This is a genomic window from Limnoglobus roseus (assembly GCF_008254045.1).
Taxonomy (GTDB): domain Bacteria; phylum Planctomycetota; class Planctomycetia; order Gemmatales; family Gemmataceae; genus Limnoglobus; species Limnoglobus roseus.
This window is the reverse complement of sequence record NZ_CP042425.1, coordinates 8,462,941-8,485,629: the sequence shown is the minus strand read 5'-3', so window position 1 is coordinate 8,485,629 and position 22,689 is coordinate 8,462,941. Positions and strand designations below refer to the sequence as shown.

The 22,689-nt window shown below is 65.0% G+C and carries 16 protein-coding genes; 2 read left to right on the top strand and 14 right to left on the bottom strand.

What is annotated here, in order from left to right:
• Nucleotide 1: 1 nt before the first annotated feature.
• From PX52LOC_RS36240 to PX52LOC_RS36210, 7 genes are all read right to left on the bottom strand, one after another.
• Nucleotides 2-1,285 carry an efflux RND transporter periplasmic adaptor subunit gene (locus tag PX52LOC_RS36240; protein WP_149114659.1) on the bottom strand — a complete coding sequence of 428 codons (1,284 nt, stop codon included), beginning with the start codon at nucleotides 1,283-1,285 and terminating at the stop codon, nucleotides 2-4.
• Nucleotides 1,286-1,735: 450 nt separating this feature from the next.
• Complete coding sequence (locus PX52LOC_RS36235; RefSeq protein ID WP_149114658.1) at nucleotides 1,736-3,790, bottom strand: APC family permease; 2,055 nt, start codon at nucleotides 3,788-3,790, stop codon at nucleotides 1,736-1,738.
• A 191-nt stretch (nucleotides 3,791-3,981) separates the two neighbouring features.
• Nucleotides 3,982-5,517, bottom strand: a complete 1,536-nt coding sequence (locus tag PX52LOC_RS36230) for a hypothetical protein (RefSeq protein ID WP_149114657.1) — start codon at nucleotides 5,515-5,517, stop codon at nucleotides 3,982-3,984.
• A gap of 377 nt (nucleotides 5,518-5,894) precedes the next feature.
• A complete protein-coding gene (locus PX52LOC_RS36225) occupies nucleotides 5,895-7,871 on the bottom strand; it encodes a glycosyltransferase family 2 protein (RefSeq protein WP_168219420.1) in 1,977 nt (658 codons plus the stop codon).
• 186 nt (nucleotides 7,872-8,057) lie between these two features.
• Nucleotides 8,058-8,813, bottom strand: coding sequence for a tRNA (guanine(46)-N(7))-methyltransferase TrmB (gene trmB, locus PX52LOC_RS36220; protein ID WP_149114655.1), 756 nt, complete (start codon nucleotides 8,811-8,813; stop codon nucleotides 8,058-8,060).
• Between the two features lie 2 nt (nucleotides 8,814-8,815).
• Complete coding sequence (locus PX52LOC_RS36215; protein ID WP_149114654.1) at nucleotides 8,816-9,058, bottom strand: hypothetical protein; 243 nt, start codon at nucleotides 9,056-9,058, stop codon at nucleotides 8,816-8,818.
• 23 nt (nucleotides 9,059-9,081) lie between these two features.
• Nucleotides 9,082-10,737, bottom strand: a complete 1,656-nt coding sequence (locus PX52LOC_RS36210) for a COG1361 family protein (RefSeq protein ID WP_149114653.1) — start codon at nucleotides 10,735-10,737, stop codon at nucleotides 9,082-9,084.
• A 248-nt stretch (nucleotides 10,738-10,985) separates the two neighbouring features.
• On the opposite strand from PX52LOC_RS36210, the gene sppA reads away from it, so the two are divergent.
• Together sppA and PX52LOC_RS36200 are read left to right on the top strand one after the other, a co-directional pair.
• A complete protein-coding gene (gene sppA / locus PX52LOC_RS36205; RefSeq protein ID WP_149114652.1) occupies nucleotides 10,986-12,824 on the top strand; it encodes a signal peptide peptidase SppA in 1,839 nt (612 codons plus the stop codon).
• A gap of 80 nt (nucleotides 12,825-12,904) precedes the next feature.
• Nucleotides 12,905-13,474: a hypothetical protein gene (locus PX52LOC_RS36200; protein ID WP_149114651.1), complete on the top strand. Its 570-nt coding sequence runs from the start codon at nucleotides 12,905-12,907 to the stop codon at nucleotides 13,472-13,474.
• A gap of 69 nt (nucleotides 13,475-13,543) precedes the next feature.
• Here PX52LOC_RS36200 and PX52LOC_RS36195 read toward each other — a convergent pair whose 3' ends face one another.
• The 7 genes from PX52LOC_RS36195 to PX52LOC_RS36165 form a co-directional block, all read right to left on the bottom strand.
• Nucleotides 13,544-14,896 carry a DUF1552 domain-containing protein gene (locus PX52LOC_RS36195; protein ID WP_246173570.1) on the bottom strand — a complete coding sequence of 451 codons (1,353 nt, stop codon included), beginning with the start codon at nucleotides 14,894-14,896 and terminating at the stop codon, nucleotides 13,544-13,546.
• A gap of 1 nt (nucleotide 14,897) precedes the next feature.
• Nucleotides 14,898-17,264: a DUF1592 domain-containing protein gene (locus PX52LOC_RS36190; RefSeq protein WP_246173569.1), complete on the bottom strand. Its 2,367-nt coding sequence runs from the start codon at nucleotides 17,262-17,264 to the stop codon at nucleotides 14,898-14,900.
• Nucleotides 17,265-17,463: 199 nt separating this feature from the next.
• Nucleotides 17,464-17,793, bottom strand: coding sequence for a hypothetical protein (locus tag PX52LOC_RS36185; protein WP_149114649.1), 330 nt, complete (start codon nucleotides 17,791-17,793; stop codon nucleotides 17,464-17,466).
• Nucleotides 17,794-17,922: 129 nt separating this feature from the next.
• On the bottom strand, nucleotides 17,923-18,471 hold the full coding sequence (locus PX52LOC_RS36180; RefSeq protein ID WP_149114648.1) for an RNA 2'-phosphotransferase: 549 nt from the start codon (nucleotides 18,469-18,471) through the stop codon (nucleotides 17,923-17,925).
• Between the two features lie 136 nt (nucleotides 18,472-18,607).
• Nucleotides 18,608-21,415, bottom strand: coding sequence for a zinc finger domain-containing protein (locus tag PX52LOC_RS36175; RefSeq protein WP_149114647.1), 2,808 nt, complete (start codon nucleotides 21,413-21,415; stop codon nucleotides 18,608-18,610).
• 41 nt (nucleotides 21,416-21,456) lie between these two features.
• Nucleotides 21,457-21,867, bottom strand: coding sequence for a hypothetical protein (locus tag PX52LOC_RS36170; RefSeq protein WP_149114646.1), 411 nt, complete (start codon nucleotides 21,865-21,867; stop codon nucleotides 21,457-21,459).
• Nucleotides 21,864-22,685 (bottom strand): N-formylglutamate amidohydrolase, encoded by an 822-nt coding sequence (locus PX52LOC_RS36165; protein ID WP_149114645.1) that lies wholly within the window; start codon nucleotides 22,683-22,685, stop codon nucleotides 21,864-21,866. Before PX52LOC_RS36165 ends, PX52LOC_RS36170 begins: the two co-directional genes overlap by 4 nt.
• Nucleotides 22,686-22,689 lie beyond the last annotated feature (4 nt).

The window sequence follows — 22,689 nt, the reverse complement described above, 5'->3', positions numbered from 1 at the left end:
CCTAGTTCTTGGCCCCGCTGGGGGCTTTCGGAGCTGGCGTGGGGGGCGTGGTAGGGGCGGGCTTACCGTCGGGCGGGGGCGGGGCGCTCGGGGCACCGGGGGTCGGCATCGCGATCATTTCCGTCTCGACTTCCATGCCCGGCCGCAACTGCTGGATCGCGCCGACCGCGACGACGTCGTCGAGCCTGAGACCTTCGGCCGGTTGGCTGCCGGTCTTCGGTTTGTACTCACCTTCAATGACCCGCAAGCCATCGTCTTCGAGCGGGCCGACCTTCACCCGGCGGTAGGAAATCTTCTTGTCCTTCTCGACGACGTAGACGAACTTCAAACCCTGGTCGGACCCAATAGCCCGGTCCACGACGAGCACGGCCGGGCGCGGGCCGCCGAGGGGCAGGCGGAGCCGTGTGAACATGCCCGGCGACAGCAACCGCCGGCCGCCGGGCGGCAACGGATTCGCGAACTCGCCGCGGATGGCGATGGTGCCCGTCGACGGGTTCACGGTGTTGTTCGAGAAGTCGATCGCCCCCTTGTGCGGGAAGCCCTCCTCCCCTTCCAGACGCATAAGGAGGGGCAGTTCGTTCTTCGGCCCGCGGGGTTGGATCTTCCCCTGGTTGATGGAGTTCCGCACCCGCAACATGGTCCGCTCGTCCATGTCGAGGTAGACCTTCATCGGGTCGGTCGAAACGACCGTGGTGAGGAGCGTCTGGTCCTGGTTGACGAGGTTACCGACGGTGTAGTAGTACCGACTGACCTGACCGTCGATCGGCGACGTGACGCGGGTGTAACTAAGGTTGAGACGGTACACCTCGGCGGTGGCCTTCGCGGCTTTCACCTGGGCGTCGGCGGCGTCCTGCGCGGCTTTGGCTTGGTCCACTTCTTGCGGGCTGAAGGTGCGGTCGTTGCCGGTTCCCTTGATGCGGTTGTAGTTGGCCTGGGCGAGGGTGAACTGGGCCTCGGCGACGCGGACCTGACCCTCGGCCTGGTCGAGTTGCGCCTGGTATGGCCGTGGGTCGATCTCGAAGAGCACGTCGCCCTTCTTGACGATGTCGCCTTCCTTGAACGATGTCTTGGTGAGGTAGCCGGTCGCGCGGGGGCGGATGCCGACCGAATCGACGGCGTCGGTGCGGCCGGTGTACTCGACGTACTCGACCACGTCCCGCGTGATCGGGTGGCTAACCGGCACGACGACGGTGGCGGGGGGTGGGGTTCCGGCGGGGCCGCGGGTGCAGCCCGCGAGGCCGACGCAACAGCCCAGCAACAGGACGGGAGAGGCCCAGGTGCGCATCGATTCTCCTCGGCTCGCCGGCGGGCGGGGCGGCGAGCGTGTACTACCGCCGGATAGCGGTTTCGCAGGTACTGTCTTTCAAGTCGCGGGCCACGGGGGCCGAATCTCATGCAAATCTCATAAAAGAAGGTGGCCCGCCACTCTTCCCATCATGGTAGCCTCCCGCGGTGGGTCGCATCCGCTTTGTCTCGGAGGGGCCGTGTCATGCCGCAGATCGATTGCTTCGGCGTCGAGATGATTTACCCCACCGCCACAAGCGGGCGAAGGTGGTGCTGCAAATGAGGTGAGGTAAGGGTGAGGTCGATCTTCACCGGCCAGACCGATTCCCACGACGCGAACGTCCACCTGCACGCCTCAGCATGCCGCCGGCAGGCATGCCGGTACGAAGGCCGGACCGGCGTTGTTCGAAGCACGACCTGTTGCAGCGGCTCCGACCATCCCCGCAGTTCGTCACAGGCCCGCGATGATGATTCGCGGCCGCTTCGTCGGGTCCGGTTCGGCTCGCTTAATCAGGTCGCGGACCATCCAGGGCACGTTCCCTTCGCCGAAGAGCAGGAAGCCGAGGGTACCGCTGACCGGGCTTTCGTCCGTCCAGCCGAAGTGGATTTCCGGCGGCCGGCCGACTTTCGCCATCTCCAGGCTGACGGCCGCCAGTGTGTGCGAGATCGACGCCGCCCCGGTGATGTCGATGACGTACCGGCCCTCTTCCTGTTGGACCTTCATCACTGGTTCCGGCGCGAAGTCGCTGGCGTCGTTGAGTTCCACCTCGATGAACACGATCATCAGGTCCCGCGGGATGCGGTGCTCCTGGCGGATCGCCCGCTCCTTCTCTGCCAGCGTTCGGCGGCCCGGGCGGTGCGGGACGAGCACGGTCGTGTCCATCTCGCGGATCGAGTCCCACATGAGCCGCGTTTCCGTGTCGGCCATTTGGAACCGGGTGAACCGCAACTCGCGGCTGCGGACCAACCGCGACACGAGCGACGTGATCAGGATGGTGGAGATGAAGAACGTCGCGATCGTCAGCCCCTGGAAGTGCTTCTCAATCTCGTTGGCGACGGTGGTGTAGACGAAAATCAGGGTGATGAGCGCGAACGGCCAGGGTAGCCGGCGGTACCACGCGCCCGTGCGCTGGTGCCACTTGTCGATGACGGTGGCGAAGCAGGCGCTGGTCATGAGCACCAAGACGCCGGTCGCGTAAGCCCCGCCCTGGGCGTCCACGTTGGCCTTGAAGATGATCGTGACGAGCATGTTCACGCCGGTGAACAGCAACACCAGTGGGCGGGTCGCCTGCGCCCATTCGGGGGCCATGCCAAACTTCGGCAGATACTTCGGCACGAGGTTCAGCAACCCGGCCATCGCGCTCGCCCCGGCGAACCAGAGGATGACAATAGTGCTGGCGTCGTAGATCGTGCCGAACGTCGGGCCGAAGAACGGGCAGACGTCGCGGGCCGTCGCGTTCTCGCCGTGGGCCAGGAACGCGAGGGCACGGCCGGCCGCCGGCCGCTTCGGCCAATTCTCGACTTCCGTGATCGGTTGGCCCGCGTCGTTCAACGGCAGACCACCGTCCGCGGAAACGGGGGTGATTTCCGTCGGATCGATGAGCGTACTCACGACGACCGAGGAGCCGAACAGGAGCAGCGACATCACGACGGCGGCGGTGATGAGGAGGCGTTTCGTGTTGGCGATCCGCCCGACCGGGTCGGCCGCGGTGTCAGTCGCCCGCCCGCGGACGTGGGCCATCACCGCGACGCCGGTCTCGAAGCCCGACAGGCCGAGCGCGAGTTTGGGAAACAACAGCAGTGCCACGGCCAGCATCGTCCACGGTCCGCCGCCGGCCGCGCCCAGTGGGTTGTGCGCCAGGTGCCAGTGGCCGTCGTGCAGCCGCGTGACGTAGTCGGTTAGTTTCGTGGGGTGCTCGAAGAGGTACTTGAGGCCGCACCCGATCACGACGACGTTCAAGGCGAGGTACGTGCCCACGATCGTGACCGCGAGGCCGATTACCTCCTTGAACCCGCGCATGAACATCGCACCGAGGAGTACCAGGAGGGCCATCGTGACGCCGATTTGCTGGCCCAACCCGGCGTTCGGTTCTTCGCCCGGCCTCCACGGCCAGTTCGGGTTCTCGACGAGGTGGACGGCGGCGTCGGCGGCAGAGAGGGTTTTCGTGATAACGAAGTCCGTGGCCGCGAAGCCCAGCAACACGAGGACCATCAGCTTGCCCGGCCACCCTGTCACCAGCTTGGCCAGCATGCCGATGGAGCCTTGCCCCGCGAACGACTTTTTCGCCACGTAGGAGTAGACCGGCAGTGCCCCGAAGAGCGTGACGACGATCAGCACGACCGTGGCAATCGGCGCGAGCATCCCCGCACTCTGAACCGCGATCGACGGTTGGTAGCCGAGGGTGGAGAAGTAATCGACGCCGGTCAGGCACATGACCCACAGCCAAAACGACTGGTGGGTGGCGTGGTGACCCGGTTCCGGGGAGGAACCTTGAGGAGTTGTCATGGGTGGATGAGGCAACGCCGACCCGAATGCTCCGCGACGCGCCGAGCCGAACGGGTGGGTGCAAGGCGGGCACCCGTGGGGCGACCGGCCTGAAATCGGAAGCGGTATCTTACCAGCTTCAAGGGGATCGGAAAGGACGGCGGCCCGGCAGATCGAGTCTGCCGGGCCGCACGCGATTCAATCGAGACGGATTAGAGGCTGTTACCGCCCACGAACACCCCGCCGAGGAAGGTGGACGGGTAGATAAGGCTGTTGCTCAATTCCGCGAGCGAGTTGCCGTCAAAGATCCGCAGGCGGGGCAGCGTACCGGACGAAGCCCCGACGAGGACGTCCGACAGACCGTCACCGTTGCGGTCCGTTACGCCCACGCGGATCCCGCCCGTACCACTTGTCACCCCGATGGTGCTGATCAGGCTGCCGCTCGCCCCGAAGTTCGTGGAGCCAGCGGCGTTCGAACCGCCACTGCCGCCGAGGCCGGGCGTAATCGACCCGTCGGTCGGCTGGACGGCCAACTCTCGGAGTTGGGCGTTGCTTCGGCCGTCGAAGATGCGGAACGTGTCCTGTGCCCCGGAGCCGACAACGATGTCGGCACTGTTGTCGCCGCGGAATTGGCCGACCGCCACTGAGACGCCGCCGCGGGTTCCGGAATCGAACGCGAAGAACGCTTGATTGGCAGGGGGCAAGGTGATGCCGATCGTCTTGCGGCCGTCGAAGACCTTGACGGACGGCCCGCCGCCCGGTCCCGCACCGGTCACGATGTAATCGCGCTTGTCCTTGTCGTTCGCGGCGAACCCGGCCAGGTTGCCCGCCGCCACCCGGACGCCGTTCCGGAACGTCGATTCGTACGCGAAGAAGTCCGAGAACGGGGTGACGATCAGGTCACTCGGTACGTTCGGATTGGCGGCGAGAACCGGGATGGTGGCATTGTACACTGTGACTCGCGGACCGCCCCCAAGGCCGGCCCCGACGATAATCTCATTGTTGCGGTTCCCGAGCAAGTCCACCGCACCATCGACGTCACCAATCGCGATTTCCGCCCCGCCCCGGAAGTCCGAGTTGAACGCGAAGAAGTTCGAAATCTGAATGCCGGTCACGCCGTCGAAGACTTCGATCCGAGCGGAGCCGCCCTCGGCCGGTGAGGTCACGATGTCGTCGACCCCGTCGCGGTTCAAGTCGCCGGTGGCGACTCGCACGCCGCCGGTGAAGCTCTGTTCGTAGGGGAAGAAGGAGAACCGCTCGTTCCCCGTGGACGCTTCAAACACCCGGACGAGGGGGCTCCCACCGGGGCCGGCCCCGGTGGCGTACAACTTCGTCGAGTTCGTCGGCGCGATGATCGTGATCGTGACCGTTGCCGGCGTACTGAGCGGGTTGATCTGGGCCGTCGTGTCCACCGCCTGGTAGGTGAAAGTGACGGGGCCGTAGATGCCGGATTGGTAGTCGCTCGGCGCGATGAACGTGAAACTACCGTTCGAGTTGAACGTCAGCGAGTTGGCCGGGAGGACCGGGGCCGGTTGGATCGACGAGGCCGCGGGGCTGAGCCGCCGGGCGATCAGGACTGCGTTCGGGTTGTCCGTACTGAAGTCGTCGGTGAGGACGCCGCCGTTCGCACTGACGGTCAACACTGAACCGGCCTGAACGCTGTACTGATTGTTCCCGGCGATGGTGGTCGGAACGTCGCGGGTCTCCAGTCCTTCCAACCGGAGCAGGGAATTCCGGATTGGTCGCATGTCGTTCCGTCGTTGGGGTGGGGTCGTGAAGCCGAACATATGCGGGCTACTCCTGGTAAACGTGTTCGGTGCCTGGGCCCGTCGCGGCCGGACCGGGTCGCACACCACCCTCCGCGGAGAGTTGCGACCGTTCAATATCCCTGGCAGACGGTATGCCTAACGAGATATACCCGATGCGGCCCGCGGCGGTCGGCACCGGCCGCGCATTTTCCGCGATCCGCACCGCACCGACTTCGGTCGATGGCGATTGCGCGTGCCAAGCCGGCGGTGGGCGGTTTAACTGTGAGACGGGCGAAGCGGCGAAAGAGATTGCGGCGGGGCAAAATCGGCCCGATTTCCTTCAAGACTCGCCGCGAGAGCCGACTCGAGTCGCCATTTTACGCCACCCGGAGGGCGAAATCCGCTCGGTCGAGCCGATAATGGGGATTGTAGTACGGGTCACCCTGCTTGAGGAAGTGGCCCCACTTGATGTGGAACAAGTCGTGCTCGCGTTTGAACCTTTTCAGCTTTTCCGGCGTGTCTTCGTACCCGCGCGTCTTCGACTCAAAGTGATACAGCTCCGCGTGCGGCGTCCAGACGACGCGGTGCCCCTTCGCGAGAATTTGCAGGCACAGGTCCACGTCGTTAAACGCCAGAACGAACCCCTCGTCGAACCCTCCGACTTCGCGGAAGACATCGGTCGGGCAGAGCAGGCACGCGCCGGTGACGGCGGCGACGTTCTGCGTGAACCGCAGTCGCTGCATGTACCCGGCCGCCTGCCGCGGGAAGTTCAGGTGCCCGTGTCCGGCGACGCCGCCCATGCCGACGACGATGCCGGCGTGCTGAATCGTGTCGTCGGCGTAGTAAAGCTTCGCCCCGACCGCCCCGACGCCGGGCTGCACGCCGAGCTTCACCATCCGCTCCAGCCAGTCGGGGTTCACGGCCTCGATGTCGTTGTTCAGGAACAACAACAACTCGCCGCGGGCTTGCGTGGCCGCGAAGTTGTTGACGGCCGCGTAGTTGAACGGCTTCGTCCACTCGACGACGCGGACGTGCGGCTGCTTCTCCAACTGCCGGTAGTACGCGAACGTCTCCGGCCGGGTGCTGCCGTTCTCGACGATGAGCAACTCGAAGTTGGCGTAGCTCGACTTCGCCAGCGAGTCGATGCACCGGGCGAGCATCTCGGGTGCGTCCTTGTTCGGCACGATCACGCTTACCAGGGGTTGCGACCGCAGGTGGTGGGCGACGTGGTACAACCCCGGCACGATGCCGTCGTGTGCCGTGCCGTCGATGCCGAGGCGGTCGAGGTGTTCTTGTACCGCCCGCTTGCCGGCCTCGTGGGCGTATCCCTTCGAGCCGGCATCGGCGGCCGTGGACTGCCGGTGCATCCGCCAGTGATAGAGGACGTGCGGGATGTGAACGATTTGCCGCGCCCGTTCGGTCGCCCGCAGAACCAAGTCGTGATCTTGTGCACCCTCGAAGCCGGTGCGGAATCCGCCGATTTCGTCGATGAGCGACCGCTTGGCCGTGACGAGGTGGCAGACGTAGTTGCGGCTCTGGAGCGTTTCCGGCGACCAATCCGGCTTGAAGTGCGGCTCAACGCGGCTGCCGCTGAAGTCGAGCTTGTCCTCGTCCGAGTAGAAAAACTCGGCCGCCGGATTTGCGTTGATCGCCGACGCGATCTCGAACAGTGCAAACGGCGCGAGGGTGTCGTCGTGGTCGAGCAGGGCGATGAAATCCCCGCTCGCCATGTCGAGGGCGGCGTTGGAGTTGCCGACGATACCGCCGTTCGATTCGAGGAACTCCAACTTCACTCGCTTGTCGGTGGCGAACTTCTCGAGAATCGGTCGCACGTGCGGGACTGTGCTGGCGTCTGCGAGGCAGAGTTGCCAGTGCGGGTAGGTTTGCTCCTGCACCGACTTCAGCATCGCCTCCAGGAACGCGGCCGGCGGGTTGTACACCGGCACAATCAGGCTGATGATCGGCGTTCGCGGGAAGGCGTGCTGCCGTTGCTTTTGCAAGTCGGCGGCCGACGGCTCGAACGCCCTGATCCAACGCTGGTACTCAGCCGGTGGCGTGCATTCTTCGAGATGCCGTGCTTCCGGCGGGGGGCCGTTCTTGGTCCGGGGATCGACGAGACGGCCGAGTTTTCGCGTGACGGCTTTCACCATGCTGCGGCGTTTCGTGTGCAGCGGCAGCAGGCGGTCCATCACCCTCTGTGCAACGTGGGCCATGCGGAAGGCTTTCGACGACTTGATCGCGTGAAGTTCCGTCTGCCGCTGTTCGAGCAACTCCGTGCGGCGCATGAGGGTGGCTTCGAGTTGTTCGATCCGCCGCTTCGCGACGTCGAGTTCCCACGCGAGATCGTCCGCCATCGGCACACCTTCCATGAGTGAAGGCCGACAGGGTAGCACGCGAACAGAAGATGTGGCAACGCCGGTTCTCGGTTCCGACTGTAGCCGCAGTCTTCAGCCTGCGGACGCCGTCCGCCCGCGAACGCGCTGGTACTTGGCCGGAAGGCTGTCATCGGTGGAAGTCGTCCGCTGGCTAAAAGCCTGCGGCTACGCGAGCCGGTCGAGATCTCGCAGGCGGCGGTCGGCGTCGAAGGTGGGTGGGGGCAACGCCTCGGCCAACCGCAGGGCGTTCTCTTCGGTGAGGTTCGGCATCGCCGTGCCGCGACCGCGGAAGATCGGCAACTTCTTCTTCAGGGCCAGGATTTCCCGTCGCGTGCGGCCCTTCGGGGCGTCCGGCCATTTCCCGATGCGCTCGTGGAACTCGAAGAACACCGGCACCACTTGCCGCAGGTACTTCGCGTAGCCGGGATTGTCCGTCTGCACCACGAACTCGCCGCCGGGGATCAGACAGCGGTGAACGAGGGCCAGGAACGTCGGCGTGATGAGCCGGCGGTGGACCTGCGCCGGGTCGTAGTACGGTTGCGGGTGGTAGACGTGAATCTCGGCCACGCTGCCGGGTTCGACGAACTTCTCCAGCAGTTCGTGGGCACCGAGGACGGCGAAGCGGAGGTTAGTGAGGCCGCGCTGGTTGCCGCGCTTGCGGGCGTAGCGGATGACGACGGGCAGAATGTCGGTGCCGAGGTGGTCGTGCGTCGGCCTGCTGACGGCACTGAGGATGGTGGACCGACCGTTGCCGCAGCCGAGGTCGAGGACGACGGGGGCGTCACGGCCGAAGAGTTCCCGCCAGTTCAGCCGCCCTTCGGCCGGCATCGCCTTGAGGGCGGTTTGCGCCCATTTATCCGGCGGCAGCACTTTGCCCGGGAAGGGCACGCCGAACTCGCGTTCCACCGACGGGTCGTTCATGGTTAAGCGGCGTCGGCGCGATCGGCGTCAAGCCGGTCGTCGAGGATTCGGATCACGTTCATGTGATCGAACCATATCGGTTTCGCGTTCGGGGGCAAGAAGACCGCGACGTTGTTGCGGGTGAGGACCGCGTGCGGCTGGTCGATCTCCAACCGCGTTCCGTCGTCCAACTCGACCGTGAACGCTCGGAACGGCCGGCGGTTGCAGAGGGCGGTGAGGGTCTGCTTGAACGTATCGGGCGCCATCCGTTTTCACCTCCAATGAAAGGTTACCTCCGCACGATCTCCACGTACTTCTCGGCCCCGAGGGGCTTGTCGCCGAGGGCGTCGGCGGACAACTTCGCGTTGAAGAACGCCCGGCCGAACTGCTCGCCCTTGAAGGTGATCGTGAACGTCTCCGCCTTCCCGGCCGCGACCGTGCGAGTGTCGAAGATGATTTTCTCGCCGTCCTTCTTGTACGCCGGGCTGACCTGCACGACACTCACGAGACTCTTCGGCAACTCCACCGAGAGTTTCACATTTGCCGCCGGTTCGCTGCCGCTGTTGCTGACGCGAATCGTCATCACGCCCTGCTGATCGTAGGCCACCGTGTCGCGGTCGAAGCTCGTGTTCCAGTGCAGGATCGCCGTGCCCTGGAAGACTGTCTCGGCCTTCGCCGTGTCCTCGACGCGGCCGGCGATGGCGGCCGCACGAACCTGCTTCCGCCCGCCGCCGGACGAAAGTAAGCCCCAGCGGACCGACTGACTCTCGCCGGGGGCGAGTTTCGGGATGGTCCAGTACACCTGCCCCTGCGACTCCTTGCCGCCGCGGGTCATCTTCGTCAGCCGGCACTCGTCGGGAATCGAGCCCGTCACGCGGACGTTCGTCAGCGGCATCGTGCCGGTGTTCGTCACCGTTGCCTCGTACTGGGCCGGCTGTTCGCTCGTTGTTTTGCCGTCGCCGGAGATTTGCACCTTCAGCCCGGACTCGAGAATCCGCGACTCGGCGGTGTCGCTCTCCTGAACTTTGTTCTCGGCGGCCAGCACTGACATCACTTGAAGGCTGCGGCCCTTCGTCGCGGTCACGAGGTATTGCAGCGTCTTCGTCTCGCCCGGCTGCACGGTGCCGACCGCCCACAGGCGCTGGCTCGGCTGCTTCGTTTTCTCGCCTCCGGCGATGTCCTTGTGGAACTCGAATCCCTCGCTGATCGTCTGCGTCAGCTTCGCCCCGCTGATGGCCACGCGGCCGTTGTTGTGGATCGTCACCCGCACGGGGATCGGGTCGTCGGCCGGGTGCTGCTTCGGCACCACGGTCTTCACCTGCAACTTCGGCTCGCTCAAGTTCGTCTTCACCGCCTGACCGTGTTCCAGCGCCACGAACGCCTTCACCGACACGCTCGTCGCGTCTGCCTTCGGGTGCAGTTTCAACTCGATCTTCTGGCTCTCGCCCGCCTTCAGCGTCTTGAAGTTCCAGGTCGGGTGTTGCCCCGGCTGGATGGCGGTCTTGGGTTCGATCGGGATAATATCGGCCCCTTCGGGTTCGATCCGCACCACGACCTTGTGGGCGTCGCCGCCGGAATTGTTGGCGGCCTTAATGGTGCAGGGGATGTCCTGCCCCGGCGGGTGGTCGCGCGGGATCAATACCGTCAGCGACACTGCCGGCGTCGGTGGTTGTGGCGGCAGGCTCTGCACCGGGCGCGCTTCCACCGGCGCGGCGGCCTGCGGCGGGGGGCCGACTTGTGACGTGAGCGTGCCGTTCCAGTACCCGCGGCCGGGCCGGGTCAGGGCCGGCGTTTCCAGGTTTTGGGCCTGTTGAATCTCCGGGTCGATCACCGGCGAGGAAGGCGCGGCCGGGCGGTCGTCCGGCGGCGGTTGACCGACGACGGACGAGGCGGACAGGAACAAGCCGCAGATCAGCACCAGCCTGAATTTCATTCGCCGCGTCATGGCGAAACCTTCCTGGCCCGGACGGGGTAGTTCTCGCGAAGGGGCAGAGTTGCCCCAGATTCACGTGGCAACGAAGTACCACACCTGGGAAGGCTGGGTAAAGGCCAACTGGCGAACCGAACACCGAAACGTGCCGGGTGGACGGCAACGAGATTCACCCGGCGGCTTACGCCGCTCGGCTCGCCTGGGCCTACAATGGCCGTACTTTCCCGTCGTCATTCCCCCTCTAACTCCGAGGATGATCGTTTATGAAGCGATGGCTCCTGACTTTGGCCCTGGCGGGCGGTTTCGCCGGCACCACGATTCTGGCGGACGACAACCCCTTCAAGAAGGGCGGCACTGCGAAGGCGGAAGCGAAGGAAGACAAAAAGGACGTGGACACCGCCCGCGTGGCGCACATCAAACTTTCCGGCGACCTCGGCGAGTCGCCCCTGCCGGCCGAAAACCTGTTCGGCCCGCCGGAAGAGAACTTCAAGATGAAACTCGACCGCATCCGCAAGGCGGCGAAGGACGAGAAGATTTCCGGCCTGTTCCTGCAACTCGACGACCTGACCGTCGGCTACGGCAAGTTGAACGAACTCCGCCGGGCCATCGCCGACTTCAAGGCGACCGGCAAGAAGGTCTTCGCCTACTCCGAAGAGTACGGCCAGAAGGCGTACCTTCTCGCGACCGACTGTGACTTGATCGCCTCGCCGGAAGGCGGCGGCGTGATCCTCGTCGGCCTCCGGGCGGAAGTCACCTTCTACAAGAACACGCTCGAACTGCTCAAACTCAAGGCCGACGTGCTGAAGGTCGGCGACTACAAGGCCGCCGTCGAGCCGTTCCTGGCCGACAAGATGAGCGACGCCAACCGCGAGCAGATCACGTCCATGATGGACGACAACTTCCAGAGCGAACTCGTCGCCCCGGTCGTCAAGGGCCGCAAGCTGTCGGCCGAGAAGGTGAAGGAGATCATCGACAACGGCCCGTACACCGCGGCGAAGGCCAAGAGCGTCGGGCTGATCGACCAGATCATTTACGAGGACGAATTCCCGGACGCGATGGCGAAGGTTCTCGGTACCAAGACCGCCAAGATCGAGCGGAACTACGGCAAACCGAAGGCCCAAAAACTCGACTTCTCGAACCCGTTCGCCCTCCTCGAAATGATGGGCGGCAGCAAGACCGAAAAGGAATCGAAGGACCCGAAGATCGCCGTGATCTACGCCGTCGGCGCGATTCAGTCGGGCAAGTCCGGCAACAGCAACCCGCTGTTCGGCGGCTCCGACGCAGTCGGCTCGGAAACGATCGTCGCGGCGATTCGGCAGGCCGAGAAGGACGACACCGTGAAGGCCATCGTCCTGCGGGTCGATAGCCCCGGCGGCTCGGCCCTGGCCAGCGACGTGATGTGGCGCGAAATCATCCGCTGCAAGAAGCCCGTCGTGGCCAGCATGGGCGACGTGGCCGCGAGCGGCGGGTACTATATCAGCATGGGCTGCAAGAAGATTTACGCCGAACCGGGCACCGTCACGGGGTCCATCGGCGTGTTCGGCATGAAGCTCGTTATCGGCGAACTCGAAGCCTGGGGCGGCATGAAGACGGAAGTGATCACCCGCGGCAAGAACACCGGCGTGCTGTCCTCGACCTTCCCGTGGAGCGACTCGGAGCGGAAGGCCCTGACGGAGACGGTGGAAGCCGTGTACGAGCAGTTCACCCGCAAGGCTTCCGAAGGCCGCACGAAGGCCGGCGTGGACATGCCGGTCGAGAAACTGAAGAAGCTCGCCGGCGGCCGTGTGTGGACGGGTCGGCAGGCGAAGGAAAACGGCCTGGTTGACGAACTCGGCACCCTGGACGACGCCATCGCCGGGGCGAAGACCCTCGCCGGCATCGACCCGAAGAAGGACATGGAACTGCTGACGCTGCCGAAGGCGCAGTCGTTCATCGAGAAGCTCATGGACGGCGATGCCAAGTTGCCGTTCGGGGCGTCGCTCAAGGTCGATCTGTCGCAGGTGCCCGGCCTCGAAAAGGCCGCCAAGATCGCTGCTCCACTGCTCGCCACGCAGAAGGACGTCATCAAGGTGATGATGCCGTTTCACGTTGAATTCAAGTAAACGAGCCGCGATAATCACTCTCGCCCCAGCAGGACGTCCTGCCGGGGCTTTTTTTCGCCCGCCCCGAAGGAATCACTCTCATGCGCCTCCTCCGCTCCCTCCCGCTCGCGCTGGCAACGCTGGCCCTCGCCGCCGGCCTCGGCTGGGCCGAACCGTTCGAAAACCCGACCTACAAGCAATGGGCGGCGTTCAAGCCGGGGGCCACGGCCACGGTGAAGACGGAAAGCGAGTTCAACAACATGAAGTCGGAGGTCACGATCATCTCGAAACTGGTCGAGGTGGGCAAGGACAAGCTCGTGCTGGAAACGACGACCGTGTCGAAGTTCAACGGCATGGAGTTCAAGCAACCGCCCACCAAGCAGGACGTGCTGAAGACGATCGACCTCCCGAAGACCCCCGCGACCGGCGACAAGCCCAAGGACAAGTCGGAAGACCCTAAGGGGAAAACCGAAGAGGGGACCGAAACCCTGAAGGTCGGCGGTCAAGACGTGAAGACCAAGTGGGTGAAGTACAAGAACAAAACGACCGACGGCGAAGTCGAAAGTCAGACGTGGATGTCCGACGAGGTGCCAGGACAAATCGTGAAGAGCGTCACCAAGACCGCGACCGTGAAGACGACGATGGAACTGACCGAGTTCAAGAAGCCGTAACAGTGGGGTGTGAAACGCAGAAAGCCCAGGGACGGCCGTCCCTGGGCTTTCTGCGTTTCACACCCTGAATCAGATCGACAGGACGCCGGTGCTGTCGCCGAACCGCTTGGTCGGGGCACCCATCCGCTCGAACATCGCCATGTACAGGTTCATCAGCGGCGTTTCTTTCGGGGCCTTGATGTGCCGGCCGCCGGCGATTGTGCCGCCGCCTTTGCCGATGAGCAGGATCGGTAGTTCATCGTGATTGTGGCGGTCGCCGTCGCCGATGCCGCTGCCGTAGACCATCATCGTGTTGTCGAGCAGCGACGTGCCGTTCGCTTCTTTCACCTTCGACATCTTCTCGACCATGTAGGCCAATTGTTCGATGTGGAAGGTGTTGATCTTCTTCAGCTTCGCCTGCTTCTCGGCGTTGCGGCCGTGGTGCGACAGGTCGTGGTGGCCTTCCGGCACGCCGATCGTCTTGTACGGCCGGTTGCTGCCGTCGTTGGCGAACGGCATCGTCGCCACGCGGGTCAGGTCGGTCTGGAACGCCAGCACCATCAGGTCGCACATTAACCGGACGTGGTCCTTGAACTCCGACGGCACCGCGGTCGGGGCGGCCATGTCCGGCTTCGCCACCGGCTTGCGGTCGGCGTTCAGCTTCTTCACCTTCTCGATCCGTGCTTCGACTTCCCGCACGGCCGACAGGTACTCGTCGAGCTTCCGCTGGTCGCCCTGGCCGAGCGACTTCGACAGCGACTTCGCGTCGTCCATCACGAAGTCGAGGACGCTCTTGTTGTACAGGTCTCGCTTGGCCCGCGACGCGGCGAGTTCCTTCGGGTCGTTGCCGCTGAAAAGGCGGTCGAATACCTGCCGCGGGTCCGTTTCCTTCGCGTTCGGCGTCGATTCGCTCCGCCACGACAGGTTGGAGGAGTACGCACAGCTATAACCCGAGTCGCAGTTGCCGGCCTGCGCACCGCGTTCAATGCCGAGTTCGATCGACGGGAAGCGGGTGCTGTCGCCGATGACGGTGGCGATGTGCTGGTCGGCCGAGGTGCCGGTGCGGATGTCCGCACCGTGCGTCTTGCGGGCCTGCCGGCCGGTGAGGAACGCCGACATGGCGCGGGCGTGGTCGCCGGGGCCGTCGCCGTTGGCGCGGGCCTTGTCCAGCGTCATGTTCGAGATGACGTTGACCGAGTCCTTGAACGGCGTCAGCGCCTTCAGGATTTCCGGCAGTTCGCCGAGTTTGCCGACTTCCTTCGGGAACCAGTCGGGGTTGTGAACGCCGTTCGGCACGTAGATGAAGGCCGCCCGCTTGGGCGAGGCGACGCTGCCCGCGGCGGCGGCAACCGGGGCGGCTGCGGCCGCGACCGACTCCAGCCAGGGCAGGGCGATGGCCGTGCCGACACCCCGAAGCATCGTCCGCCGAGAGATCGCTTTCATTTTATTCGCTCCGTTTGCCACGCCGTTTTTGGAATGCGTCCGTTTCGACAATCGCTAACACCAGCGCGGAGAAGTGGTCTTCCCCGGCTTTCAGTTTTTTCACCAAGTCGTCTAGCACACACCTGTCGTAATATTCTAGCCCGCGTCCGAGGGAGTAGGTCAGCAATTTTTCCGAAAGACAATGGCGGAATTGGTCGGCCTTGCGCATCAAAACCTTGCGCAGTTCCGCGGGGCCGGTGAATTTTTCGCCGTCGGGCAAAACCCCCGAGGCGTCCACCTTTTGCCCCTCGTCGGTGTCCCGCCATTTTCCGATGCCGTCGAAATTTTCCAGCCCGAAGCCCAACGGGTCGAGCTTCGCGTGGCAGCCGGCACAACTCGGGTTCGCACGGTGTTGTTCCATCCGCTGCCGGAGGGTGCCCTTGAGGACGGTCTTTTCCAGTTCCGGCACGTCCGGCGGCGGCGGGGCGGGAGTGAGACCGAGGACGTTCTCGTAGACCCATTTGCCGCGCTTCACCGGCGAGGTGCGCGTCGGGTTCGAAGTCACCAGCAGTACGCTCGCCTGCGTTACGATTCCGCCGCGGCGGCTGTCGGGCAGTTTCACCTTGCGGAACTCGGACCCCTTCACGTTGGGCACGCCGTAGTGCCAAGACAGGCGGTCGTTCAGGAACGTGTAATCGGCGTCGATGAAGTCCGTGATCGGGCGGTCTTCGCGAACGATGTTCTCGAAGAACAGTTCCGTCTCGCGGATGACCGCGGCCCGCAATTGCTCGTCCCAGCCCTTGTAGGTGCCCGGGTCCGGCGACAGCGACAGGATGTTCCGCAGCATCAGCCATTGCCCGGCGAAGTTCGCCGTCATCGCGGCTGCCTTCGGGTCTTTGAGCATCCGCTGCACTTGTGCCTTCAGCACGCCGGGCTTGCGGAGTTCACCCTTCTCGGCCAACTTCGACAGTTCCTCGTCCGGCATCGTCGACCACAGGAAGTACGACAGCCGCGTGGCCAGTTCGTGTTCCGTGATCGTCTTGACCTCGGCCGGCGTCTTCGGGTCGTCCTCAATGCGGAACAGGAAGTGCGGCGACACCAGGACCGCCTTCAACGGTAGCTTGATCGCCTTGTCGAAGGAGTCTTTCTGCGCGTCAGCGAGGGCGAACAGCTTCATCAGTCGGGTGAGTTCGTCCGGCTTCACCGGCCGGCGGAACGCGCGGCGAGCGAATGTCTTCAGGACCGTCTCGGCCGTCTTCGTTTTGTCCGAATCGCCCGTCGGCAGCACCGTGAGGATCAGCTTCTCCGAGTCGGACAGCGGCTTCCTCGCCCCGCTGATCGGCCCTTCGATCTCGATGGTCTCGATGCCGAGCGTGCGGTTCTTCTTCGTTTCCTTATCGGTGAAGGCGTTCGTGAACGCGACCGCGATCCGCCGTTCGCCGGCCTGCACGGTCTGCTTCACTTCGTAGGTCTTTGCCTTGCTTTGCTCGGCCTCTACCGTGAACGCCTTCGCGTCCTTTCCGTCGAGGCGGACGGTCATCTTCGGGTCGTCGGTGCCGACCTTCGTGCCCCACGCCCGCACGCGGAGGGTGTACTCGCCGTCGGCCGGGAAGTTGAACTTCTCCAGGAAGGCCGAGCCTTCCTCGGTGAACACGATTTTGCGGACTTCCTGCCCCTTCGCGTTCGTCTCGCGGACGTTCGCGGAACGGGGAATGGCCCGGATGTTCTGCGGCCGGAAGACTTGGTTGGACGATTTGACCGGGTCGAGGTTGCCGATCGCCTGCTCGAGAATCGAGTCGGCGGCGGCCATGTACTTTTCGATCAGGATCGGCTGCACCGAGAGCACGTCGCCGATGTTGTCGAAGCCGTAGCCCACGTCGTCGGAGGGAAAATTCTCGGCCGGCTTGAAGTCGACGCCGCATAGGTCGCGGATGGTGTTGTTGTACTCGGCTCGGTTGAGCCGGCGGATGGTCACGCGGCCGGGGTCTTTCGGGGCGGTGCAATCGACTTTCTTGGTCAGCGTCGATTCGACCCAGCCGACGAAGAATTCCTTCTCCGCCTTGGTCGGTTGTTTGGCCTTCTTCTTCGGCATCTCACCGCTCTGCACCGTCTCCAGGACCATCTCCCACGTCTTGGGGTCCTTCTTGGCGTGGGCTTCGCTCAGGTACGTGTCGAGGGCTATGCCGCCGGCCTGCTTATCGCTGTTGTGGCAACTGGTGCAGTACGTCGTCAGGAACGGCTTGATCTTCGTTTCGAAGACCTTGTCGTCGGCCTTCGGCGGCTCGGCGGCCGAGGCAACGGGCGGCGAAACGGCGTCCGGTGCGAACCAAACCGCCGACATCAGCAACGCGATGCTGCCGAGGGCCAAAAACGAGGAGCGGATCGTCATGAAGTCCATCGTCCGAAGTAGAGCGGCCCGTTGGGTAGGTTGCGGACCGCCGTTCGGCGGTACGGGCCGGAGAAGTTAGTCTGGTCGTCTGAGTTATTGTATACGCGGAGAATCTTCCCCGCCAGCCTACCGTCCACCTTCAGCCGCGGCAACAACAGATTGGAGATTCCTCATAAGGTTCTCACGGAGATAAGTGCCGTTACGCCACCCATTGAGGGCTGTCGTCGATGTAGATTAAGCCGAACGGCGTCCAGATGAACCAAACGCGGCCGGCCCAACCGGATAGCGGGCCGGACACTGTCGCCACGTTGGTCACAACGACGAACGGGGTCGGGCACCACGGCTTCTCCACACAGCACCAGTGGGGATCGACCGGCATCGGCTCAGGCCCGAAGTTCAATCCCTGGCCCGTGAACCGGGCATTTGGGTGGAACGCGATCGGTTCGACGTTGCCCTTGAAGTCTTCCGTCGTGGAAAAATGACCGGCACAGAACTGGACCAAAGCAGGTGGTGCGAACGCCCATGTCACGCCCCAGCACACCACCAAGTACGCGGCAATGAGTCTCGCTGGCCACCGCCACCGTCGTCGGCGCGGAGGTTTTGGAGGGGGCTCGGGTGGAGGCGGCTCCGCCATGAAGTTCCTTGGCATGCGCTGTTCTTATTTACCTACCGGGAAATCGATGAACTCGACGGGCACCCGTTCGGTGAGCCAGACGCCGTTGGCCGACAGGAAGAATTGGTGCCCGGCCGCGAACATCTCCCCTGCCCGGACGATGAGGATGACCGGCTTACCGTGCCGCTGCCCGACCTTCGTGGCGGTTATAGCGTCGGGCGACAGGTGGAGGTGTTGCCGGTTGGCCGAGTGCAGCCCACTGGCCCGAATCGAATCGAGGAACCGCGTGGCGGTTCCGTGGAATAGCTCTGCTGGTGGTTCGGACGGCGGCAGGGCCAGATCGACTTCGACCGAGTGCCCCTGACTGGCCCGGATGCGGCGGCCGTCGTCGCTGAACGCGAACCGCTTCTTGTCGTTCTCGGCAACGACCTGTTCCAGCAGCGGGCGGGTCAACGAAACGCCGTGGGCGTTGGTGAGCCGGATTAACTCTTCGACATCGGCCCACCCATTCGCATCCAAGGTCAGGCCGATCTCCTCCGGCTTGTGCCGCAGGACCAGGCTGAGAAATTTGCTCGTCCGCACGATGTCGGCCATCGGATTCTCCTCCGCCACGCTCCCGCAGATCGGGACAGCGCCTATCAGAGGACGGACAGCCCCCGAAAGTTCGCTGTTACGATCGAGTTCCCGCGTGACGGGCTGGCCATTGGCCAACCCACGACGCCACACGTTCTCATTTCTTCCCCGCCGCGCTCAGGTCCACGACGGCCCCCGTGTCGCAGAAGATCGCGTACTGGCCGTCCGGGGTCAGTTCGAAGTTGTGGCCGAGGTTCACGCCGGGTTCGCCGGGTTGGTCGATGACCTTCGCGACGCGGGCCGAGGCGACCTTCGTGAAGCCGGTCCCGGCCTTCCAGTCGGACACGTCGTACACCTCGACCACCGGCTGACCGAACCGGCCGACCGACGACGTGACGAACCGCTTTCCGTCCGGCGTCCGGGCGATGTAACCGTGGCTCAGCGGTTGTTGGCCCGGCGTGTCCAGCGACGTGGCCTGGGCCGGCTGCTGGAGCGACCACAGGGCGTAACTCGTACCGCCGCCGATCGGAATGACCGACGCCACGAGACTGTCCGAAGACAACGGCACGAAGTCAAAAGCGGTGCCGGCGGCCACTTGATCGGTCCGCTCGACATGCCAGCGGGCGAGGTCCACCGTGACGATGTTCGTCGACCGCGTGTGCATCGGGGAGCCGGCCGCGTTCAACGGCACCTCGGCGGCGAACAGCTTCGATCCGTCGGCCGACAGGCGGGTACGCCACGCCGGCTCCGGCAGGTCGAGCGACCCTTGCACCTTGCCCGTCGCCGTGTCGGCCCGCGTCAGTTTCACGCGGAACGGCTTCGCAGGCGTCGTCCCTTTCGCGAGGCCGAGGTAATAGACCGTGTCGCCGTCCGGCGAGATTTCTAGCCCCACGAGCCGCGTGTTGGCGGGTTGCGTCAGAGTTGTGAGAGGCTTCAGTTCCTCTCGCTGTTGGGTCTTGCCGTCGAAGATCGGCTTCAGGTCGAAGAGTTGCACGTCGCCGACCACGATCGACCGCTCCCCGTCGGCGTAGCCATCGACACGGGCCAGCGTCGTGATCGCCAGCCGGTTCGTCTTGTCGCTGCCGGCGGCGAACGTGCCGGCGAACGGCAGCAGGTACGTGTTCTTCAGCTTGAAGCCGGGGTACTCGTAGCGGCGCAGTTCGCCCGCGGTTCGGCTGCCGGGGCGGAGGGCGACGGTGAACGCCTCCTGGCGGTCCGGGAACATGACGGCCGAGATGAACGGGTCGATCCGCCCCGCGAGTTTCAGCGAGCCGAGGCCGCCGGGCATCTGCCCGCCGAGGACGGGGAAGCCGGGATCGAACCCCGGCGGGACCGGGTTCGGGGGGAATCGCGGGTTGTTCCGCGGTCGCAGGGCCGGGTCCACCGGCGCGGGGGTGGCGGCGTCGAAGGTGATCGTGACCGAGTCGTAGAACGTCTTCTTCGCCTCCTCAATGCTGGCCTTGTCGCCGAATGCCTCCCAGCCAGTGAAGCGGAAGACGAACACGCGGCAGCCGACCTGCACCAGCCGTGTCGTCGTGACCCACGCCCCGCGTTCCTCGTATTCGAGGCCGTCCTTGCCGGCCACCTTGCAGGCCGTCACGCGCTCGGCTTGGCCGAACGGCTCGGCCACGACCTTCTTTAAGTCAGGGTTCATCCCCTGCGGGATGTCGACCGTGATGACCTCCATCTTCGCAGCGGGCGGCGTGTTGGTTTTCACCGACTTGCCGCGGGCGTGGTAGTCGAAAAAGGCGTTGTCCTGCATCCGGACAACGTGGACCGGGTTTTCGTGGGCCTGCGCGCCGAGTTTGACCTTGTACCCGTCGCCAGCGTACTCGAACCATTCCAGGCGGACCTGCCGATTCGGGAGCGCCGGGGCCGGAGGGAACGCCGGCTGTGGCATGTTGGGGAACATTTGCCCGAAGGCGTTCGGGTTGAACGCCGGGGCCACCGCTGGAGCGTCTGGGTTCGGCGGGTTAAGTTGAACCCCTCTGTCGGCCCGGGCGTTTGGCATCCCGCCGTTCGCGGGCGGCACGGCGGCCATGTCCGGCAGTTGCGGCTCCTTGCTGCGGAACGCCCGTGACAGGTAATAGCCCCCGACGCAGAGGACGAGGAAGAACAAGATGCCGCCGACGATCACCGCGATCATCTGGCCGTTCTTGGTCTTCCCGCCCCGCCGCGAGCGGCGGTCGTCATCCTCGTCGTCGTCATCGTCATCATCGCGGTGGCGGCGCTTGTACTGCGAACGAGATTCGCCATCCCGCCGGGATGACGACTTCTTCGATTCCTCCGCGACTTCGCCTTGCACGACCACCGGGCCGCTGGTCGGGGCAGGGGGTGCAGGAACCGGAGCGACGGGAACGGGAGCCGGCACGGGAACCGCGTCCACAACAACCGGCGACGGGAGTGGCCCGGAGTTCAAGGCGATGGGCACCACCACGGGCAGGGGGGCCGCGTTCGGGATCGCCTGCACCTCGACGGGCGGATGGCTCGGCGGCACGCGGACCGGCGTCGGCACCGGGGCTTGTGGGACCGGCACTGGCATCGCCGCCTGCGGGGCGGGCTTCGGCTGAATCGACGGGATCGGCACTGCCTCGGCCGCCTTCGGCTTCAGGGCCGCAACGGGCCGCGCGGTCTGAGGCGGCGTTGCCGCCGGCGGGCCGGCGAGTTTCGCCCCGGCTTTCTGAATCAGCCCTTCGAGCTTCGCCATGCCGGCCGCGGGCTTGGCGGGTGCGGCCACGACCGCCGACGGTCGCGCGGCCGGCTTGGGCGGCAGCAGTTGGGCCACGGGTTTCGCGGGCAACGGTTTCGCCGGTAAGGCTTGAGCCACGGGCAGGGGCGGGGCGGCGGGCTTCGTGAACAGCGTCACTTCCGACCAGCAGATGCCGCACCGGATGGTCGATTCGCCGTGGTCCCGCGGTATCGCAATCGGGGCACGGCAACCCGTGCAGGTGATGGTGTCGGGCATCAGATCCTCACGACGGACTGGCGTCGGAATCGTTTGATCTCTCACTTTAACGTCTTACCCTCGCGGGAGCAAACGTCAGTCCGGGTGAATCGCGTCAGGGCGTAACTCACCGCGAAAGCGAGCAGACCGGCGGCGATCATCCCCGGCCAACCGTGTCGCAGCAGCCAACTCGCGGCCCCCAACGTGTGGCCGCCCGCGAGGAGGTGGGCGATCACCGTGGCCCAACGGTCGGACGCGGTCAGGAGGACGGTCGTGAAGCCCGCCGCCCAGACGAAGGCGAGGGCGAGGAACAGCCACGGACTGACGGCCAGAAGGGCGTGGGCGAGAGGGTTCACTTCATCGACCCCGACGTAGTCACCAGCCCAGTACGCCGGCGGTTGCCCGGCGAACGTCAGGGCGATGTCCAACTGGTACACCGAGACTGCGAGGAGGGCGAGGGGCCACCGCGTCATGGCTCCGACTGTGCCTTCTTCGCCGGCAGGTACTCGGCCGCGAACACGGCGACGGCGGCGGCCAGGTCGGTGGCAAACGTGTCGGCGTTCGCCCGCGATCGCACCCGCGCGCCGAGTTCGAGTTGAATCGCGTCCACGCTGCCGTCGGCCTTACTGCCGTAGGTGGCGACAATGTACCCGCCGCCGAACGCAGGGTTCTCCCGTTCCCGGGCCGTGTTAGCGGGGGAAATTGTGTACCCGTGAGCGGCCAGTTGGCCGAGAACGCTCTTCTCGCCGGTGAAGGCCGTCTTGCCGAAGCGGTCGACGAGGTGCTGAACGGTCTTGCCGTCGTTGGTGCCGCGGAAGATCGTCACGGCGTCCCCGCCGTGGCCGTGCAGGTCGATGAGCAACCCGCGGCCCCAGTCCTTCTGGACCGCCGCCCGCGACTCCTTCAGGAAGGCGTGGTACGCCTCGTAGTACGGCTTGGCCGCGTCACTCTCGACGCCGTCGGCGAGCGAACGGTTCACGTCGGCGTACTTCCGCTCGAAGTGCGCGACCACGCCGTACGGCTTGGCGTGCATCTTCTTCTCGATGGCGGCGAGAACCTTTTTCGCCAGCTCGTCGGTGTTGGTGTCGTTGACGGTGGCGAACTTAGGGATGCCCTTGCCCTTCCGCTCGGGGCAGTTCGGGATCGGCTTCCGCCCGCCGTGCGGCGCGGAGACGATGATCGGCAGTTCGCCCTTTTGGACGGTGAGCATACCGGCGGGGATCATCGGCTTATCGTCGTCGGCGGCGAGCGACGGCACGACGAGGACGAACAGCAGGAGGGAGCGGGACATGGCG

Coding starts and splice junctions, on each gene's coding strand:
- PX52LOC_RS36240 (WP_149114659.1), bottom strand. CDS start 1,285: ATGCGCACCTGGGCCTCTCCCGTCCTGTTGCTGGGCTGTTGCGTCGGC.
- PX52LOC_RS36235 (WP_149114658.1), bottom strand. CDS start 3,790: ATGACAACTCCTCAAGGTTCCTCCCCGGAACCGGGTCACCACGCCACC.
- PX52LOC_RS36230 (WP_149114657.1), bottom strand. CDS start 5,517: ATGCGACCAATCCGGAATTCCCTGCTCCGGTTGGAAGGACTGGAGACC.
- PX52LOC_RS36225 (WP_168219420.1), bottom strand. CDS start 7,871: ATGGCGGACGATCTCGCGTGGGAACTCGACGTCGCGAAGCGGCGGATC.
- trmB (WP_149114655.1), bottom strand. CDS start 8,813: ATGAACGACCCGTCGGTGGAACGCGAGTTCGGCGTGCCCTTCCCGGGC.
- PX52LOC_RS36215 (WP_149114654.1), bottom strand. CDS start 9,058: ATGGCGCCCGATACGTTCAAGCAGACCCTCACCGCCCTCTGCAACCGC.
- PX52LOC_RS36210 (WP_149114653.1), bottom strand. CDS start 10,737: ATGACGCGGCGAATGAAATTCAGGCTGGTGCTGATCTGCGGCTTGTTC.
- sppA (WP_149114652.1), top strand. CDS start 10,986: ATGAAGCGATGGCTCCTGACTTTGGCCCTGGCGGGCGGTTTCGCCGGC.
- PX52LOC_RS36200 (WP_149114651.1), top strand. CDS start 12,905: ATGCGCCTCCTCCGCTCCCTCCCGCTCGCGCTGGCAACGCTGGCCCTC.
- PX52LOC_RS36195 (WP_246173570.1), bottom strand. CDS start 14,896: ATGAAAGCGATCTCTCGGCGGACGATGCTTCGGGGTGTCGGCACGGCC.
- PX52LOC_RS36190 (WP_246173569.1), bottom strand. CDS start 17,264: ATGACGATCCGCTCCTCGTTTTTGGCCCTCGGCAGCATCGCGTTGCTG.
- PX52LOC_RS36180 (WP_149114648.1), bottom strand. CDS start 18,471: ATGGCCGACATCGTGCGGACGAGCAAATTTCTCAGCCTGGTCCTGCGG.
- PX52LOC_RS36175 (WP_149114647.1), bottom strand. CDS start 21,415: ATGCCCGACACCATCACCTGCACGGGTTGCCGTGCCCCGATTGCGATA.
- PX52LOC_RS36170 (WP_149114646.1), bottom strand. CDS start 21,867: ATGACGCGGTGGCCCCTCGCCCTCCTCGCAGTCTCGGTGTACCAGTTG.
- PX52LOC_RS36165 (WP_149114645.1), bottom strand. CDS start 22,685: ATGTCCCGCTCCCTCCTGCTGTTCGTCCTCGTCGTGCCGTCGCTCGCC.